At 32.4% G+C, this 19,200-nt stretch carries 14 protein-coding genes; 1 reads left to right on the top strand and 13 read right to left on the bottom strand.

The features are described from left to right. Positions 1 to 57 precede the first annotated feature (57 nt). The 7 genes from JOC47_RS15310 to JOC47_RS02725 all read right to left on the bottom strand — a co-directional run bounded on the left by JOC47_RS15310 (position 58) and on the right by JOC47_RS02725 (position 9,460). Positions 58 to 1,512, bottom strand: a complete 1,455-nt coding sequence (locus tag JOC47_RS15310; RefSeq protein WP_204700445.1) for an FAD-dependent oxidoreductase — start codon at positions 1,510 to 1,512, stop codon at positions 58 to 60. Between the two features lie 204 nt (positions 1,513 to 1,716). After that, on the bottom strand, positions 1,717 to 3,297 hold the full coding sequence (locus JOC47_RS02750) for a DEAD/DEAH box helicase (protein WP_204700444.1): 1,581 nt from the start codon (positions 3,295 to 3,297) through the stop codon (positions 1,717 to 1,719). Positions 3,298 to 3,442: 145 nt separating this feature from the next. After that, positions 3,443 to 4,477 (bottom strand): lipoate--protein ligase, encoded by a 1,035-nt coding sequence (lplA, locus tag JOC47_RS02745; protein WP_204700443.1) that lies wholly within the window; start codon positions 4,475 to 4,477, stop codon positions 3,443 to 3,445. Further along, positions 4,467 to 6,401 (bottom strand): dihydrolipoyl dehydrogenase, encoded by a 1,935-nt coding sequence (gene lpdA, locus JOC47_RS02740; protein WP_204700442.1) that lies wholly within the window; start codon positions 6,399 to 6,401, stop codon positions 4,467 to 4,469. Before lpdA ends, lplA begins: the two co-directional genes overlap by 11 nt. 42 nt (positions 6,402 to 6,443) lie before the next feature. Next, positions 6,444 to 6,851: a DUF2177 family protein gene (locus JOC47_RS02735; protein ID WP_239550875.1), complete on the bottom strand. Its 408-nt coding sequence runs from the start codon at positions 6,849 to 6,851 to the stop codon at positions 6,444 to 6,446. 34 nt (positions 6,852 to 6,885) lie between these two features. Then, positions 6,886 to 7,656 carry a DUF1295 domain-containing protein gene (locus JOC47_RS02730; protein WP_204700441.1) on the bottom strand — a complete coding sequence of 257 codons (771 nt, stop codon included), beginning with the start codon at positions 7,654 to 7,656 and terminating at the stop codon, positions 6,886 to 6,888. Positions 7,657 to 7,675: 19 nt separating this feature from the next. Then, positions 7,676 to 9,460, bottom strand: coding sequence for a DAK2 domain-containing protein (locus JOC47_RS02725; RefSeq protein WP_204700440.1), 1,785 nt, complete (start codon positions 9,458 to 9,460; stop codon positions 7,676 to 7,678). A 237-nt stretch (positions 9,461 to 9,697) separates the two neighbouring features. On the opposite strand from JOC47_RS02725, the gene JOC47_RS02720 reads away from it, so the two are divergent. Continuing rightward, positions 9,698 to 10,135 carry an OsmC family protein gene (locus tag JOC47_RS02720; protein WP_204700439.1) on the top strand — a complete coding sequence of 146 codons (438 nt, stop codon included), beginning with the start codon at positions 9,698 to 9,700 and terminating at the stop codon, positions 10,133 to 10,135. Positions 10,136 to 10,208: 73 nt separating this feature from the next. Here the strand turns inward: JOC47_RS02720 and JOC47_RS02715 are convergent, their stop codons facing one another. The 6 genes from JOC47_RS02715 to JOC47_RS02690 all read right to left on the bottom strand — a co-directional run bounded on the left by JOC47_RS02715 (position 10,209) and on the right by JOC47_RS02690 (position 19,186). Further along, positions 10,209 to 11,270 carry a sensor domain-containing diguanylate cyclase gene (locus JOC47_RS02715; protein WP_204700438.1) on the bottom strand — a complete coding sequence of 354 codons (1,062 nt, stop codon included), beginning with the start codon at positions 11,268 to 11,270 and terminating at the stop codon, positions 10,209 to 10,211. Positions 11,271 to 11,378: 108 nt separating this feature from the next. After that, on the bottom strand, positions 11,379 to 12,080 hold the full coding sequence (locus JOC47_RS02710) for a PDC sensor domain-containing protein (protein WP_204700437.1): 702 nt from the start codon (positions 12,078 to 12,080) through the stop codon (positions 11,379 to 11,381). Positions 12,081 to 12,347: 267 nt separating this feature from the next. Next, a complete protein-coding gene (locus tag JOC47_RS02705; RefSeq protein ID WP_204700436.1) occupies positions 12,348 to 14,417 on the bottom strand; it encodes a PAS domain S-box protein in 2,070 nt (689 codons plus the stop codon). Further along, on the bottom strand, positions 14,410 to 16,302 hold the full coding sequence (locus JOC47_RS15855) for a PAS domain-containing protein (protein ID WP_338035304.1): 1,893 nt from the start codon (positions 16,300 to 16,302) through the stop codon (positions 14,410 to 14,412). The genes JOC47_RS02705 and JOC47_RS15855 overlap by 8 nt, the downstream gene beginning before the upstream one ends. Positions 16,303 to 16,333: 31 nt before the next feature. Then, positions 16,334 to 17,380, bottom strand: coding sequence for a chemotaxis protein CheB (locus JOC47_RS15625; RefSeq protein WP_204700434.1), 1,047 nt, complete (start codon positions 17,378 to 17,380; stop codon positions 16,334 to 16,336). Between the two features lie 60 nt (positions 17,381 to 17,440). After that, the gene (locus JOC47_RS02690; RefSeq protein ID WP_204700433.1) at positions 17,441 to 19,186 is read right to left on the bottom strand and encodes a sensor domain-containing diguanylate cyclase/phosphohydrolase; all 1,746 of its coding nucleotides are present in this window, start codon (positions 19,184 to 19,186) and stop codon (positions 17,441 to 17,443) included. Positions 19,187 to 19,200 lie beyond the last annotated feature (14 nt).

Below are 19,200 nucleotides of genomic sequence, written 5' to 3'. Positions count from 1 at the left end.
TATCAAATCTAATCCAATAATTAAACGAAGGCAGGCTATCTTCGCTTAATTAAAAAATTATTTATCTATTTTTCGAATTTCATTAATATCAACTCTCTGAGGGGCTGGAGATTTATTTTCTCCTCTAACTGTTACTTCATCAACATCAATTCCTTTTTCTTCAGCAATCAACTTTTTAACTCGTGATTGACAAAACTGAGCTTGGCAATTACCCATTCCTGCTCGAGTACGACGCTTAATTTGATCTGTAGTTTTAATTTCAATTCCTCTATTCATAGCATCCTTAATTTCAGCCTCAGTTACTCTTTCACATCTGCAAATTATATTTTTGGCCGGATCTTCATGATCTATTTCAGCCTCTAAATGCATATCACCTTTAGTAATAATCGGCTCACGATGAGGATCAAAGTCTTCTTTCTCTTTTAATTTCAAGCCACTATCCTGCAAAATATTTCTAACTCGCTCTGCTATAGCTGGAGAAGAAGTCAAACCAGGAGAATCTATACCGGCTGCATTAACAAAGCCCTCTACTGCACTCTCTTCAACTATGAAATCTCCAGTGCTACTTTTAGCTCTAATTCCTGAAAAAGTGGTTAAAGCTCTCTTAATATCAAAATCAGGAATGGATTTTCTAGCAGTTTCTACAATTGATTCAATCTCTTCAATAGTCGTATCTATATTTTCCTTTTTATCTATATCTTCAGCATTAGGGCCCAGCATAAAGTTACCGTGATAAGTAGTAGTTACTAAGACACCTTTACTCTTTTTAGTTGGCGTTTGAAAAATAACACTATTAATTAAATCACTTTGGTCTTTAGCAAATAATACATATTGCCCTCTTCTTGGGTATATTTCAAAGTCATCTATTCCTAGCATCTGAGCTACTTTATCACTATAAACTCCTGCTGCATTAACAACATATCTACTTTTAATTTCCGTTTGATTTGTTTTAAGCTTAAAGTAATCGCTTTGATTATCTATATCTACTACCTCATTTTCTAATTTCAAATCAACACCATTTTCTACAGCATTTTCTGCTAAAGCAATTGTCATTTCATACGGTGATGTCACACCTACGCTTTTACAGTGCATTGCCAGTTCTACATCTTCATTTAAATGAGGTTCCAATTCTTTTATCTTTTCTTTATCATACAGTATTTCCAAATCATCTTCATCATGCCCTACCTTTAAACCATTTTGATATACTTTTTTTATATTTTCTTCATCTCTTTCATCAAATCCTACTATCAAGGCTCCAGTTTCTCTAAACCCAAAATTTAATTCTTCGTCTAATTCTCTAATTAATTCATTACCTCTAATACAAAGTTCACCCTTAGTAGTTCCATATTTCCCTACATAACCACCATGTACTATTCCACTATTAGCCTTAGACGCTCCTGTAGAAACATCTCCTGCTCTTTCTACTAAACATAAATTCAAATCATATTTTGATAATTCTCGTGCAATTGCTGTCCCCACTACTCCAGCTCCAATAATAGTTACATCATACACTATAATTCCCCCTTTTAGAATTAGCTTAGCAATTAAGTCTTATATTTTTAATTTCAACATCAAACTTTTTCTACCTTCTTCAAACAGAAATAATTACTAATAAAAAAGAAAAACCTACCTTTTTTCTCTAAGGTAGGTAGTAAATCACAATTTTTTATTTTTAATCAAATTCCATAGCATTATTAGCTAAGATACAATTATTTTTTACTTTGGATTAGCAGGTTCGATATTAATATTCTTACCTTTAATTCGATTATTTTTCATAACTCTTAGTACTTCTTGAGCATGATCACGTGGCACTTCTACAAAAGTATAGCGATCATAAATATCAATCAATCCTACTAAATTACCGGAAATACCTGTCTCACCAGCTATTGCTCCTACAACATCACCAGGACTTACATTTTGATTTTTACCAACATTAATAAATAATCTCACCATACCTGGTTCTGCTCCTGTATCACCGAAGTTCTCTTCACTTTCTTCTTCTTTATTATCTGCTGTAGTTACTATTTTTAATAGTGCTGCTGCTATATCAAGTGAAGTATAATCTTCTGCCGTTAATTCTTCAATCATCTCCACTTCTTTAGCCAAATTATCATTCTCTACAATTTCACAAGCATCTTCCAATAATAAATCCATCTTCACCTTTTCTATATCGCCAGGTGAAGGTACCTGCTTTCTTGGAATTTTAGTCTTAGTATATTTTTGAATATCCTTCAATTGATAAATCTCTTTACCTGATACAAAAGTAAAAGCTTTTCCTTTTCTTCCCGCTCGGCCAGTTCGACCAATCCGGTGCACATAGTATTCTTCATCACGCGGAACATCATAATTAAAGACCATCTCTATATCATCAATATCAATTCCTCTAGCTGCTACATCAGTAGCTACTAAAACCTCTACAGTTCCATTCTTAAACTTATCCATAACTCTATCACGTTGACGTTGATTCATGCCCCCATGTAAATTGTCGGCAAAGTAACCTCGACCTTGTAAATGAAGAGACAATTCATCAACTTGTTTTCTAGTATTACAAAATACTAATGCTAACTTTGGATTATATAAATCAATTAATCGTGATAAACTTTCTACCTTATCTCGTCTTTTCACTTCAAAATAAGCTTGTTCAATATTAGGCACAGTCAACTTTTTATGAACTACCTTAATGATTTCTGGATTATTTTGATATTTCTTTCTTAAATTTAAGATTGACTGCGGCATTGTAGCAGAGAAAAATATAGTCTGCTGTTCTCCATTTGTTCCTTTAAGAATAGTTTCTATATCATCTCTAAATCCCATATTCAACATTTCATCTGCTTCATCTAAAACAACCATTTCCAATTTATCTAATTTCAAAGTACCTCGTCTCATATGGTCCATTGTTCGTCCTGGAGTTCCAATTACAATTTGAACTCCCTTTTTAAGAGCTCTAATTTGACGCTTAATTGGTTGTCCTCCGTAAACTGGCAAAGTCTTAACCTGCTTTTTATATTTGGCCAATCTTTTAATTTCTTCTGATACCTGAATTGCTAATTCTCTTGTCGGACATAAGATTAACACTTGTACATTATTATTACTTTCATCGATTCTTTCTAAAATAGGAATTCCAAAAGCTGCTGTTTTCCCCGTCCCCGTTTGGGCTTGACCAATAACATCTTGCCCTTCCAATATGTGTGGAATTGCTTGGGTCTGAATAGGGGTTGCTTCTTCAAATCCCATATCTTCAACTGCTTTGTTAATCTCTGTCGACAAATTCAACTCTGTAAATTTCTTTTTTTCCATTATATAATTTCACTTCCCTTTCTTTGGTGAACCTTATCTATTATAACATAGTTTACTACAAATTACTATTAATATTACAAATTAATGAGCTCAAATTCAAAAAAACCCCGGGCTAATTTCCATTAACCCGAGGTAGTAATATCATTTAATAAACAATCTCTTTCAATTCACTTTCTAACCATCCTATAAATTCCTTAGTTATCTTTCGTCCATCTCTTTGCTTAGGAAAATGATAATCGGCCAGTACTTCCCCTACTATCTGTAATATTCTAGATAGTTTAAAGGGTTGACCTGTTAAGCAATCAGCTATCTTTTGAATTAAATCACCATACATCGCATCAGAATACAAGACTGCTTCTTCTATATTACCAGCAGTCAATTTTAAATTAAATTCCACTTCTCCCCATTCAAAACGATTATTAAGTGAAATATCACAGTCAGGATTTTCACCAAATCGCCACTCCCAGGAAGAATATTTATTATATAATTCTTGAATGCGGTCATTTTCTGTGATCTCCATTTGAGTTAAGGGTTGTCCGTCATTATATAGTTCACGAAAACTAGCTTGAATACTATTCTGCACATCTTCTATATTTAAACTTTCATCAACGTCAGTTAAATTCATCACCCGAGCAGTTACAGAATCAATTCCTTTCGATTTAATCTTCTCTTCTGAGACTTTGAGATAAGAAGACAATTTGTCTAACTCACTATCTACTAAAACTGTCCCATGAATGTAAGCACCTTTAGTCCCATAATAAAAAGCATTACCGGAGATTTTCTTATCTTGGCAAACTATATCATTACGCCCTGAAAATTCAGCTGCTATACCTAAATCATTGAGCGATTTAATAATTACTGTTAACTGTTCTTCTAGATTATATACCTTTTTAGGCATTATTAAGGTATAATTTAAATTACCTCGGTCATGAAATACTGCCCCACCACCAGACAAGCGGCGGGCCAACTTTCCTCCATTATCTTCTAACTTACCAATCCGACATTCCTGCCATGCATTCTGATTACGACCAATAACAACTGTATTATCATTCTGCCACAGATAAAGGATTATCTCTCTTTCATCTAGCTGTTCTACTAAATATTCTTCAACAGCTAAATTATACCACGGGTCATAGCCTGTTCCTAAAACTAACTTAGCATTTAAATCTTTATTCGGCATAGTGGAGTGCTCCTTCTGGTCTCACTGCTAAAGCAGCTTCATGAATTGATTCTGCACTCGTAGGATGAGCATGAATAGTCTCTATTACTTCTGCAGTTGACAATTCATTAGTAACCGCTAAAGTGACTTCTGTAATTAAATCAGTCGCATGCGGTCCAATAATTGCTCCCCCTAATACCTGGTCGGTTTTGGCATCAGCAATAATCTTAATAAAGCCTCTCGTCTCTCCTAAAGTTAGATCTTTACCATTTGCTGCCACAGGAAATTTCCCGACTGCAATATCTTTATTCTCAGCTTCTGCCTCTGCCTCAGTTAGTCCTACCGATGCAATCTCTGGTGCTGTAAAGATAGCCGTTGGAATGGCATTATAATTCATTTTTTCTTCTGTTCCTAAGATATTTTTAACTGCGACTATACCTTGATGAGAAGCAGCATGAGCTAATTGAGTTTTGCCCGTCACATCACCAATAGCATAGATGTTATCTATTGTAGTCTGCATCTTTTCGTCAACTTTAATACCACCACTATTTTCATCAATCTCAACTCCAACTTCTTCTACATCTAAACCACCTAAATCAGGTTTGCGACCTACAGCCATTAAGACTTTCTCTGCAGTAATATACTTTTCCTTACCTGCTTCTTTAAATTTAACCAGCGCCTGTTCATCAGCAGTTGTTGTAATCTGCTGTGCTTCAGCACCAGTATAAATATCGATTCCTTCTTCTTTAGCTGCAGCAGTGATCTCATCTATGACATCAGTATCAAGAAAAGATAAGACTTCATCTAAATATTCAATTACTGTTACATCTAAATCTAAGCGAGAAAAGATAAAAGCAAATTCTAGACCAATTACTCCACCACCAATAATCACCATTTCTTCTGGCAATTCATCTAAATCTAAAGCTTGTCTGCTGTACAATAAGTAATCTTCTGCCCCTTGCTCAACTATCGGTATTTCTACTGGCTGTGAACCAGTTGCTAAAATTATTTCCTCTGTATTAATAACTATTTTTTCATCTTCCTTAACTGCTAGTACAGTAGTCTCATCAACTAACTCTGCCGTACCCGAAATCACTTCTATATTATGTTTATCTAACAGACTAGAAATTCCATTAGTTAATTGCGTTACGATATTATTTTTGCGCTCTATAATTTCCGACCATTCAAAATCTACTTCTTCGGCTCGACAGCCAAACTGTTCAGCTTCTTTTAAATTAGTATAAACCTCTGCAGAGCGGACTAAAGCTTTAGTTGGGATACAACCCCAATTCAAACAAGTACCACCCAACTCTTCTTTTTCAATTACCGTCACATCTGCTCCTTGTTTTGCTGCTTCTAGTGCAGCTACATAACCACCAGGTCCACCACCAATAATAGTGATTTCACTCTCTTGTTCACTACTAGCTGAAGATATATTTTTAGTTTCTTCAGCAGCTGTATCTTGAACTGGATTAAGGGTCATCAATACTGTTCCTATTTCAACTTTATCTCCTTCAGCTACCTTAATTTTTGCAATCGTTCCCTGCTCCTCTGCTTCAATAGCTACAGTAGCTTTATCTGCTTCTAATTCACAAAGTACCGTTCCTACTTTTACTTCTGCTCCCACCTCTAATGGGATATCAGTCACTTGCGCTTCTTCAGAATTCCCAGGTAAATCCTGCTTAGATAACTCAATTTCAATTGTTGCTGGAGCAGTCAACTCCAATAAAGGTGCTCCGACTGGCACTTCTTCTCCTCCAGTGACTAATACTTCATCTATTTTTCCTGCTTTATCCACCGTTAAAGATATACTTGTTTTATCTGCTTCTACATCCATAATTACTTGTCCAGAAGTAACTTTATCCCCTGCTTCTACTTTGATTGCTGTAATTTCAACCTCTTTCACATCATCAGGTAACTGTTGTTCATCAAGTTTAAACTTCATATTTCTCCTCCTTTAAAAATAATAATTTTCAAGATTTAACTTTTAAAGAAAACTAAAATAATCTATAATCAAATAACTAATTAAAGACGTAAAACCACAAAGGGTAGTGCCCCACATAATATCTACTACTGTCACCAACACCGGCCAATCTTTTAAAGTAGCTAAATTTGTCATATCATAAGTAGCATATGTAATAAATCCAAAAAACATGCCCACAAATAAAGCATATTTCCAACTCTCTAAAACTACAGCACGATTAATCACAAAAAATACCATACCCGCAATAAAAAATAAATAAAAAACTACTGCCGCCGTCATATTAAAATTATCTTTAAGAATAAACCCTAATTGATTGCGGTAAAACTGCTTGGCAATTCCCTCTAACCAAACTAAGTCAATACTAAAAAATACAATCAGCGCTACTAGATAAGCTTTAATATATCCCATCATTTACTTTCAACTCCCTAACTTAAGTTTTATTCTTTTAATCTTCATCTGGAAACCAGGGAATAAATTTATTCGTCTTTTCTTTATATCTCTGGTATTCTTGATTATTCTTATATTTCTTTTCAAGTAAAGGTACACCTGAAACATATAATAACAGCAAAGTAATTGCAACTGGACTAATAATGGTTAACCATCCCAACTTAACAGGTAGGGCAAGTAACCAAATTCCCCACCACATTGTTGCCTCACCGAAATAATTTGGATGACGCGTATATTTCCATAATCCTTCCTTCATAATTTCCGCTTCTCTTTCATCACGAGCTAAAAAATCGTGAAGCTGTTTATCACCTACCACTTCAAAAAAGTAACCAATACACCAAATAACCAATCCTAATATTCCAATCCACCCTATTTCAATTGGAGCAGAAAAATTAATTAATGATATAGGAGAACTTATAATCAACAGAATTGCTGCCTGCAGCATAAATACACGAAAAAAGCCAGTAACAGCAACATTATCCCAATTTTTCTTCATATTTTGATACCTATAATCTTCTTCTTGACCCCAATTTCGTTTAAACAAATGATAGCTTAATCTAAGTCCCCACAATAAAACAAGCACTGTCACCAATAAACCCCGAATTCCAATTTCTTGAGCACTCAAAAAAGAATAAACTGCAACTACCACAAATCCTGAACCCCAAGCAACATCAACTAATCCATAATTATTTCTCAGCTGAGCAATGATAAAGAATAATGTAAAATATAAAACCACAAGTAAAACTAAATTAAATATAGGCGCAATCATATTAATAGCTCCTTTCTTATTATTCCTTAATTAATGAGATAGCTATACTCCCTGGACCTGCATTTAAGCCCACAATCGGTGAAATAGGCATTATATATTCAGGAGCTTGGCCCAATATTTGAGTGAATTCTGCTGCATAATTTTGGGCTTGCTCTTCAGCTTGAGCATGTACTATAGCATAACGTTTGATTCCTTCACTTTCATAAATGTCTGTAACTAAATCTTTAATCTTATTTTGCAGACCATTAGTTGTAAAGGCTTGACCAAAGGAAGTCCCCGCCCCATCATTATCAAGAGTAATAATCGGTTTTAAATTTACTAGTCTAGCCAACCAACCCGTTGGTCGACTAATTCGTCCTCCTTTAACCATATATTTAACTGTATTCACACTAACATATATTTCAGTTTTATTAACTAATTTTCTAATATAGTCAGCTGTTTTATCTAAATTCCAGCCAGCAGCTATCTTTTCAGCTGTTTCTAAAACAGCTAATCCTTCTGCTCCAGAATTTAATTTAGAATCTATAACTTCAATCTCCGTCTCATCATCTTTATATTCCTCTGCAACTTGATTGACAATATTCCACGTCCCACTTAATTCACTTGCAACAGTTACTGCAATAATTGATTGATAGTGACTAGTTAAAAAAGAAAATAGGTTGTCCACTTGTTTATAACTAGGCTGCGAACTAGAGACTTCTCCATCAGATTCTTTAAACAAAGAATAGAATTTATTCGGCGTAATAGTTAATTTATCAAGATAATTATTCCCGTTTAAACTAAGATTTAAAGGGATTACTTGAATTTGATAATTTTCGATTAATTCCTTAGGTAAGTCAGCGATAGAATCAGTTACTAAAGCTATTTCATACTTTCTATTTTGAGCAACTGCAGTCTGTTTCTGCATATCATCAACTTTCTGCCGCATAATTGTTCCTAACTGACCTAAAGTATAAACTACTTCTTCAGGTTGATTTGTATGAATATGAACTCTTAACTGCTTTTGAGTTCCTGCAACTACCAGTGAATTACCATAATTCGAAAGTATAGTTTTAATGCCTTCAAGTTCCATTTCTAGATCACTCATAAATACTTCTGTACAATATCTAAATTTTCCTGCACTATGAACTTTTTCAGTAGTTGCAGCTGCAGCAATTTCTTCAAAACTAAATGATTTTAAATCAGAAATCCCCTTACCTTCTAAAAAATCAACTATGCCCTCCAGAAACTTCACAAATCCTTTTGCTCCTGCATCTACAACTTCAGCTTCTTTAAGAGCTTCTAACTGATTAGTAGTCTTAGTTAAAGACTCTTTAGCTCTAGTAATTGAAATATTAAATAATTCTTTAAAATCATCAGTTTTCGCCTTAATATTAGAAAGTTCTTCAGCCCAATCACGAATTACAGTAATCATTGTTCCTTCAACTGGCTCAGCTACCGCTTGATAAACATGAGGTACTGCTTTTTCAACAGAATCAGCAAAACTTGCTACAGATAATTTAGAACTATCATCTAATTCTTGGGCTAATCCAGCTAAAAATTGAGCAAAAATTATACCTGAATTCCCTCTAGCCCCTTCTAATGCTGCATCAGCAATAGAGAACATTGTCTCTTTACTTGTAGATTTAGGTCTCACTTGCTGAATAATCAAATTCATCATTGAAGCTAAATTACTTCCTGTATCCCCATCAGGAACAGGAAAGACATTAATTTTATTCAATAATTTACGGCTATTAATTACGTTTTTGGCTCCTGATAATACTCCATAATAAGTTTTTTCACCATTTAAATATCTGATTTTCAATTTTGAGCCCCTCCTCATATTAGAACTAATAGTAAATATTATTAGTTAATCTAGTTCTAAATTTCTTTATCTAATATCAATTTCCTTTTTATTTTATGATTTAATGACAAAATAGTTCATAAAAACCCAGTCAAAATTTAGCTTTTGTGAAAATATTGACAACCAAATTATTATTTATTATAATTTAATTATGAACATAGTATCATAATTTTATTAAATTCCTGAGGAGGGATTTCTATGGCAGAAGAAACTTTTAAAGCTAAAGCAACATTAAAAGATGGTTTGACAGTAGAAGCTGAAAGTCGTGGTCACAAAATCACAATTGATGAGCCAGAAGAATTAGGTGGTACTGATGAAGGCATGAATCCAGTCGAATTAGCTCTATGTAGTTTAGGGGGATGTCTTTCTATTTGTGCTAGTATGTTTGCTGAAAGTTGTGATGTAGAATTAAATGACTTTTCTGTTGATCTAGAAGGAGACCTTGACCTAAGAGGATTTAAAGGTGCTGATGATGTAGACCCTGGTTTTCAAGATGTGAGATTTACCCTAAATATAGATTCTGATTCTCCTGAGGAAAATATCGCTGAACTAGTAGAAGTAATTGAAGAACGCTGTCCAGTATCTGATACACTTAAGCGAAATATTACAGTTAATGGAGACTATGAAGTAAAATAAGCTCACCCTATATTCTATTTATACATTTAACCCGCTGGCATTATGCCGGCGGGTTATTATTTTTAGCTACCCTTTACCTAATCGGTAAATCATGTTCTTCTTTATATTTTTGTTTGAATTTATACATTTTCCCATCAGCCATAGAAATTAATTCATCCACACTTATTTCTCTATCTTTAAAGTATTCTTCTACTCCATAGCTAATACTAACTTGATATTGATAATCTTCTCTTTGATTTATTTTTTCAAATTCTGCTTGAATATTTTCCAATTTTGTTTTAGCATCATTAGCTCTCGCATCTTCAAAAATTATTACAAATTCGTCTCCTCCAAACCTAGCTATAAAATCTGAAGAACGAATATTTTCTTTAATAGTTTCTACTACCGTTACTATTAATTCATCTCCAACCTCATGACCATAAACATCATTAACAACTTTTAAATTATTGATATCAACAAAAGCTAAAGAAAAACTGCCATTAGTTTTATCTGCTTCTCGTTTATGCTCTTTGATTAACTTTGTTCCTATCCTTCTATTATATAAATTAGTCAATTCATCTCGTTCAGCAAAAAACTCCAGTTTTTCTTTTAACTGTTTTTCTTCTGTAATATCTTCTTTAATTGCGATAAAAGCTTCAATTCTATTATTTTTATCGACTAATGGAGTTATTTTAGCCTCTTCCCAATAACATTCACCATTCTTTTTTTGATTATAAAATTCTCCTTCCCAAGTATAGCCAGCAGTAATCGCCTCCCATAATTCTTGATAAAAAGCATCGCTATGTTCATTAGTTTTGAGCAAACTTGGATTTTCTCCAATTACCTCTTCTGCTTGATAACCTGTTATTCTTTCAAAACTATGATTAACATATTCAATAGTTCCTTCTAAATCAGTGATGATAACAGACAAGGGACTCTGTTCTACTGTTTTAGAAAACTTTCTTAAATCTTTTTCTAATTTAATCCGATAAAATTGATTGATTAATAATAAAACAATTATTATTGCTAATAATAAAATTACAGCAAAGATAATATAAAATAGCCACCTACTTGCTGCTCCATAAAAAAATCCCTCTCTGGGCTTAAATGATGCTAAAGACCAACTAGCAATATTCAAATTGCTTTCTGCAAACAAATAATCTCTACCTGCAATTTTAATTTTATCTTGAGAATAATTTATAGGTAGTCGTGATAGCTCTTCAATCCCAAATTGTGATTTTAATTGTTCAGTACTTACTACTTGTTACGAATTTAGTGTGAACATATTGTACAAGTAATCAGCAAAATTCGTAGCAAAAACAATCTTCTGCGGTGATAAGAGCACAACTTTGCTATCAAATTCATTTAAGATACTATCAAGTTCTTGCAAATCTATTTTTATCACTGCTACTCCCACAATTTTATTATCATTATTCCGTACAGGACTACTAAAATAAAAACCGCGCTGCTTAGAAGTCTTACCTACTGCTCCATAAATATAATTAGTTCCTGTCATTGCTTTTTTAAAATAAGGCCGGAAATTATAATTCTGATCTACAAAAGTTTCATCACTTTGACCATAAGTAGTTCCAGCAATTACAGTTCCGCTTCGATCCATCAAATAAACTGTATTAGCATTTAATATTTTTTTGGCATTATCCATTAATAACTTTACTTTATTTAAAGTCTGCGACTCGATACTATTCTTTTCTGATTTCTGCATCAACAGTTTTTTTATAGCAATATTTTCACTTAATGATTGTACTGAACCTTGGACTTTAGCAAATATATTATCTTCAATTTTTTCAGAAAGTTTTTTCAATTTTAAATTCATGGTTTCTTTACTATCCTGATACCCAATTTCTCTGATATAGAACATCAGGGGAATATTTAAGATTAATATACCTAGAAAAACAAAAATAATAATACTTATATCATTTTTGTCTAATTTTCTTAATTGTTTCATTAGTGACCCCCTTTGTAATTAAATTTTAATTATGCTATTAATTTCTTTAACTAATATAGACTAGGGTCCCCTGTTTTCAGGGGACCCTAGTCTATAAAGTATCATAAGTTAAGGATGACCCCAGATGCTAGAAATAGTGGGAAGGGGAAATTAATTCACAGCATATAACTAGCACCTGAGTTACTGCTTCTACCTTAGATTTTATCAACTTTATGAACATAAGTCAATAATATACTGCCAAATTCCTCACTTTATCTAGCTTTAAATTCAATTGTCGTATTTAATAATTAAAAAAGTAATATCATCAAATGGTACCGCTTCTATAAAATCATTGAAATTATCATTAATTTTCTTTTTTAATTGCTTAGCTGATAACAAGTTATTCTCTGCTATAATTTCTTTAATTCTCTGCAACCCATATTTATTTTCTTCTCTATTTTCTTCTATCAACCCATCAGTTGATAAGAATAATAAGTCACCGGAATTTAAATCAAACTGTTTATTACTAAAATAATAATTATCTTTACTAATCACAGGCGAAATCGGCAAAGTCATTTCTGTTAAAGATTCCATAACACCCTGGTTACGCTGAATTAAAGGTGGTATATGAATTCCTGCATTACTCAATTTAAATTTTTTAGTCTGTTTATCAAAAATTCCTAATAGCAGACATAAAAAATAATCTTCAGGAAAACTTTCTTTTTGATAACGAGTAGTAATAAAATTCATCAATCTTTCCGGAGTTAAATTTTCACCTTTCTTATATTCAGAAATTAAAAAGCTATTAACTGTTTCACGTACAAATATATTCAACATTGCTCCCTCTAACCCATGTCCCGTAATATCAGCTAAATAAAAAATTAAATAATTATCTACTTCTAATACATTATAAAAATCGCCACCTAAATTTTCTGTCGGATGATAATGAGCAGCAAAATCTAAATATTCTAACTGAGGTAGTTCAGAAGGCAAAAACTGTTGATGAATTTCTTGGGCTTTAGCCAATTCATTCTCGATTTTATCATTAGCTTTTTCTAATTCTTCTGCATAATCAGCTAATTTCTCTTCTGATTTTTTTCTTTTAGTAATATCAACAAAAGAAGCCATTTGATAAATAGCTGTTCCTTCTTCATAGACAATATTCAACGAAACCTGAACATGTATTTTAGAACAATCTTTTTTAACTCCTACCACTTCATCAATCAAACTTCCTTTTTCCAGCATTATTTTTTTCATGTGATCTACTTCTTCTGCATCATGCCAAAAATCACTCACTTTATAACCAATAATTTCTTCTCGGCTATAACCCCACATTTCAGTAAAAGACTGATTAATGTAAATAATTTGACCATCTAAATCAGCAATAGCAATCGCATTAATAGAAGATTCTACTGCTTTATTTTTAAGTTTCAGCTCTTCTTCTAATTCTTTTCGCTCAGTTGTATCTTCACCTACTTTAACATAATGAGTAATTTTTCCTTCTTCATTTAAAAGAGGAGAAATAGAAGCAAACTCCCAGTAATATTCCCCATTCTTCTTTTGATTATGAAATTCACCTCGCCATTTTTCCCCCGCACTAATAGTGTCCCATAGTTCTTCATAAAATTCATCAGATAACAATTCTGTTCTTAAAATACTAGGGTCTTCTCCTTTAACTTCTTCTAAACTATAACCGGTTAATTCTGTAAATTTAGGGTTTACATATTCTATACTACCATCAGCATCTGTAATTACTACTGTAGCTGGACTTTGTTCTACGGCTTGCGATAGCTTTTTTATTTTAGTTTCTCGTTCTTTTCTGGCAGTCATATCAATCACAGCAGAAAACATTTTAGTCTGCTCATCTTCATTTAAGTTTAATACTTTACTTTCCATTCGAACTAGCAATTTTTTATCTTCTTTAGTCCTCATTTCTAACTCACAACTCTGCTGTTCTCGAGTATTGAGAACCTTTTGTCGGTGATGATAAAAATTTTCTTGGGCCTGGGGGGGCAGATAAATCATAACTGGTTTATTCAAGATAAAATTACGCTGTTCTGCTAATAATTCTGCTGCAGTATTATTAATCTCTAAGATTATTCCCTCTGGGTCAAAAGTAAAATATGCTACTGGAGATAAATCATATAAAGAATAATATCTTTCTTTAGCTTGCTGCAATTCTCCTCGCGTTACTTTCAGGTCTTGATTTTGTAATTCTAATTCTATTTGATGAATTTTTAATTCTTCAATCACTTGTTCTAAATCATCTACTTGAGCCAACTTTTTCTCTAATTCTTCTTGGTCAAGTTTATTTTCTGCTTGTTGACGTAAATAAGATTGTTTTTTGGAATTAGTCATTGTTATCACTTCTTTGCTTCAGTTTTTTCTTTAATTCTTGATTTTCTGCTTTTAATTGCTGTAGTTCTTTTTCCTTAGCCTTTTGGACATCAATATTCTCAGCAAATTTAATATAACTAGAAATTCCTCCGTCTTCATCTAATAAAGGAAAGATGATTGCTTTCTCCCAATAGAGTTTTCCGTTTTTCTTTTGATTACAAAATTCTCCTTCCCATTTTTCGCCTGCTGTAATTGTATTCCATAACTTTTTATATTTTGCTTCACTAGTTTTATCACTCTTCAAGATATGAGGAGAACTACCGATTAATTCTTGACTATTATAACCAGTTTTACGCAGCAAAGCAGTATTAGCATACTCAATAGTTCCTTTAGTATTTGTAATTAATACCATATAAGGGCTTTTTTCTACTGCATCTCGTAGTTTTTGTAAGCGTTTATTAGCAGTTTTTAACTTTGTAATATCAATAAAGGTAATTACTACACCTTTAATTTCATCTTGTTCAGTTCGATAAGGATGAATTTTAATTAAATACCAATCCCCTTGCTTAGTTTCAATTCTACTCTCTTTAGGAATTAAAGTATCTAATACTTCTGCACAATCACTAAATAAATTATCATATTTTATATTATGAGATATATCTTCTAATGGTCTACCTATATCTCGTTCTTTTAGATTTATATTTTCATTAACTACTGGAGTAAATTTACGGATTCGTAATTGCTCATCTAAGAATATAGTACCAATATTAGTGCTCTTTAATAAATTATTAATATCATTATTCAATCTTGTTAATTCTTCTATTTTTTCTTGATGCTCAGAATTAACCGTCACTAACTCTTCATTAACTGACTCTAATTCTTCGTTTGTGCTCTGTAATTCTTCGTTAGCTGCTAATAACTCCTCATTAGTAGCCTGCAACTCTTGATTAGAAGCTTCTAATTCCTCAATAGTAGCTCGCAAATTCTCTTTAGTATAGTCTAATTCTTTTTCTAGCTCATTAATGCGGTCTTTATGTCCTGCTTTAAATTCTTCAATATTACTATCAGACTCTTTACCATCATTTTCAATAAAACTTATTACAATCAAGTCTCTCTCCTGATGAGACGTAGCTAACGGACTAATTTGCACATCCATTACTCCTAATTCTGCCTTCTCTTCAACTTGAAAATCTTTATAAATAACTTCCTCTTCTTCTCTTCGCACTCGGTTAATAGCAACATTTAAAATCAATGACAAACTTTTAGGACTCATTTCTAAAATATCTAAACTAACTTTATTGATTGGTATTTTTAAATATTTATTAACATCTCCTAAAACATGAATTAATTGATTGTTTTCATCAATAACAGCAGAAGCAGGAATATATTTATTTATTAAGCGATTATTAATCTTTTCTAAAAGCTGCTTTTTTATTTTCTGAGGTTGATTGTTGTAATTAATATCTAATTGACTTTTAAATTTATCACTTTTAAAGTCCGTCTTTAAGTTCAAATTACTAATGGCATCTTTACTGATACTACTACTCCCCTGCTTATTTTTACAACGATAAATCCGCCATTTTGAATTATAAGTACTAAAATAATTATGCATATCGCCAATCGATTCACTTGAACCCAAAAATAAAAAAGCATCATTTTTAAGGGCAAAATGAAAGATAGAAAATATCTTTTGCTGCAATTCTGCTTTAAAATAAATTAATAAATTACGACAGGTGATCAAATCCATCTTATGAAATGGAGGATCACTAATTACATTATGCACTGAAAAAATTACCATTTTTCTAACCTGCTTATTAATTTTATATCTATCTCCATTTTTCACAAAGTATTTTTCTAGTCTATCTAAAGATACATCTGCTGCAATACTAGCAGGATATTCTCCAATACTCGCTTGTCGAATAGCATTTTGAGAAATATCAGTTGCAAAAAACCTTAATCTCTAAATCCAAATCATTTTCTTCTGCGTACTCTTGTAATAAAATTGCTATTGAATAAGCTTCTTCTCCAGTCGAACAACCATTAACCCACACTCTTACTTCTTCTCCACTACTCTTCTTCTCTAAAATTTCAGGGATCACCTTTTCTTCTAGCAAGTCAAAAGCTTCTTTATCTCTAAAAAATTCTGTTACTCCAATTAATAATTCTTTATATAAAGTTCTTATTTCTGATACATTATTTTTGATAAAAGAAAAATAGTCTCCTAATTTTTCAATTTGATTAATCACCATCCGCCGTTCAATCCTGCGAATAATGGTACTCTCTTTATAATAAGTAAAATCCACTCCAACTTCATCTTGCAATACAGCTAAAATTTTAGTCAAAATATCTTCATCATTAGCTTGGGCTTTATCTAGCTTTTGCTCTTGGCTAATATAGGGATGTTGTACATAATCTATTAGACGCTGTCCCATTTCTAAAACAGTTAAGGTATAATCTACTACTCCAGTTGAAATAGCATTTTTAGGCATTCCATCAAATTTAGCATCACTAGGCTCCTGAACCATTACCATCCCATTTTCTTCTTTAATAGCTCTAATACCACGGGTACCATCACTACCTGTTCCTGATAAAACAACTCCAATTGCTCTTTTCCCTTGATCTTGAGCTAAAGAACGAAAAAATTTATCAATAGGTAAGCTTAAATGGGCTTTGCTCTTTTCTCTATCTTTTAAAAATAGCTTTTTATGAAAAATAGTCATTTCTTTTTTAGGAGGAATTAAATAAATATTATTAGCTTCCACTTCCATTCCATCTTCAGCTTGATGAACTGCCATTAAGGTATGTTTATCTAAAATCTCTACCATGTGGCTCTCATGATCAGGGGACAGATGTTGGATAACTACAAAAGCTAAGTTAATATCTACCGCTAAGTTATCAAAAAAACCATTTAAAGCTTCTAACCCCCCTGCTGAAGCTCCTAAAGCTACAATATAAAAATCATTCTTTTGATCATTACTAACCATACTTTCACCTCCGATACAGCTAAAATATAACTCCTTTTAATCCAATCAATTAAAATCTCACTAACTCATAACTTTTATAAAATGATTTACTAATTGAGGATCAAATTGGGTTCCCGAACATCTTTCTAATTCTGCTAGTGCTTCTTTTTTTGTCATTGCATCTTTATAAGGTCGACCATTAGTCATAACATCATAAGCATCAACAATAGTTATAATCCGCGATAAAAGTGGAATTCCTTCTCCTTTTAATCCATGAGGATAACCACTGCCATCCCATCGTTCATGGTGGTACAATATTTTTTCAGCTACATGAGAAAATTCCTCTGTTGAAGAAGCAATCCGATACCCAGTTTTAGGATGCTGTTGAATAGTATCCCACTCATCCTCAGTCAGTTTAGCTGTTTTAGTTAATATTTCAGCTGGAATAATAGTCTTCCCAATATCATGTAAAGTTGCCACTAAAGAAAGTTTATCCATCTTAGCTTGTGATAAATCTAATTCTTCAGCCATCAAAAAAGTTAATTTCTGCATTCGCCAAGCATGTTCTTCAGTTTCATCGCTCTTTTCTCCTAAAGTTTTTAGTAGAGCTTTAACAATATGACTTTTAGTACTGCGACTCTCATCTAATTTATTTTTATACATCTGCTCTTCAGCAACATTAAGTACATCATATATTTTTTGCTCTAAATTATTCTTAACTCCAATTCCTAAAGCAATAGAAATTGGAATTTCATTTCCATCAGTAGCAGCACATAAATTTTTAATTCTATTATAAACTTTTTGGGCTTCTTTTTCTCTAGTTTGAGGCAGAAAAATCACAAATTCATCGCCGCCCCAACGTGCAATTACATCTTCTTGACGGCAAGCAGTTTTTAAGATTTTAGCTGTCTGCTTTAAAATTTCATCTCCACGGTCATGACCATAGGTATCATTTACTACCTTCAAACCATTTAAATCAGCCATGATTAAGCTAATTGGAAGTTGCCGTTCTACATCCATTCTTTCAATTTCTTCTTCTAAATAGGTCCGATTATAAAGATTAGTTAAATTATCATGAAAACTTATATATTTAATTTTATCTTCTTGCTTTTTTCGTTTAGTCACATCACGTGAAGCTGCATAGATAAAACCATTTTTCCACCGTGCTCTCCATTCTAAATAGCGATATTCTCCTTGAGAATTACGATAACGATTTACAAAATTTAAAACTTCTTCTTTATTTTTAAGTCGCTTTAATTTTCTTTTAGTATCATTTTGATCTGCTGGATGGATATAATCAAAGCAATTCGACTTTTCTAGTTTTTCTTTGCTATAACCTAAGTTTTTCTCCCAAGCTTGATTTACTTTAATAAAATTACCATCAATATCTATAATCCCCAATAAATCAGGCGTTACATTAAAAAAAGTTTCTAGAGCTTCTTTCTTCTTTTCTAATTCTTCTTTAGTAACTTTCATCTCTGTAATATCAATTACAAAGCCTTCAATCACAAATGAACCATCTGATTTTACTTCTCCAATTCTCGCATCCATACTAAGCCAAATCTCTTCCCCATCACTTCGTCGGGCTTGATATTCAAAATTATTCACTTCTTTTTTCTCTTTAAGTTGATTAATAAAGTCTATTCTGCGCTGAGAATTAACATAAAGTTGTTCACTCAAATCTGTATAATACTCTAAAACCTCTTCCTCATTAGCACAACCCAGCATTTTAGCTAAAGATTTATTGACAGATAGAGGTTCACCTTGATCGTTAGTTCTAAAAATCCCTATTGGTGCTTCAATAAATAACTGTTCATACTTGTTCATCCCCACCACCTCCT

The organism is Halanaerobacter jeridensis (assembly GCF_016908315.1).
Classification (GTDB): domain Bacteria; phylum Bacillota; class Halanaerobiia; order Halobacteroidales; family Halobacteroidaceae; genus Halanaerobacter; species Halanaerobacter jeridensis.
The sequence above is the reverse complement of the archived record's forward strand: the minus strand, read 5'-3'. Positions and strand labels throughout refer to the sequence as shown.

Coding starts and splice junctions, on each gene's coding strand:
- JOC47_RS02710 (WP_204700437.1), bottom strand. CDS start 12,080: ATGAAACAATTAAGAAAATTAGACAAAAATGATATAAGTATTATTATT.
- lpdA (WP_204700442.1), bottom strand. CDS start 6,401: ATGAAGTTTAAACTTGATGAACAACAGTTACCTGATGATGTGAAAGAG.
- JOC47_RS02720 (WP_204700439.1), top strand. CDS start 9,698: ATGGCAGAAGAAACTTTTAAAGCTAAAGCAACATTAAAAGATGGTTTG.
- JOC47_RS02750 (WP_204700444.1), bottom strand. CDS start 3,297: ATGGAAAAAAAGAAATTTACAGAGTTGAATTTGTCGACAGAGATTAAC.
- JOC47_RS02730 (WP_204700441.1), bottom strand. CDS start 7,656: ATGATTGCGCCTATATTTAATTTAGTTTTACTTGTGGTTTTATATTTT.
- JOC47_RS02690 (WP_204700433.1), bottom strand. CDS start 19,186: ATGAACAAGTATGAACAGTTATTTATTGAAGCACCAATAGGGATTTTT.
- lplA (WP_204700443.1), bottom strand. CDS start 4,477: ATGCCGAATAAAGATTTAAATGCTAAGTTAGTTTTAGGAACAGGCTAT.
- JOC47_RS02705 (WP_204700436.1), bottom strand. CDS start 14,417: ATGACTAATTCCAAAAAACAATCTTATTTACGTCAACAAGCAGAAAAT.
- JOC47_RS15625 (WP_204700434.1), bottom strand. CDS start 17,380: ATGGTTAGTAATGATCAAAAGAATGATTTTTATATTGTAGCTTTAGGA.
- JOC47_RS02735 (WP_239550875.1), bottom strand. CDS start 6,851: ATGATGGGATATATTAAAGCTTATCTAGTAGCGCTGATTGTATTTTTT.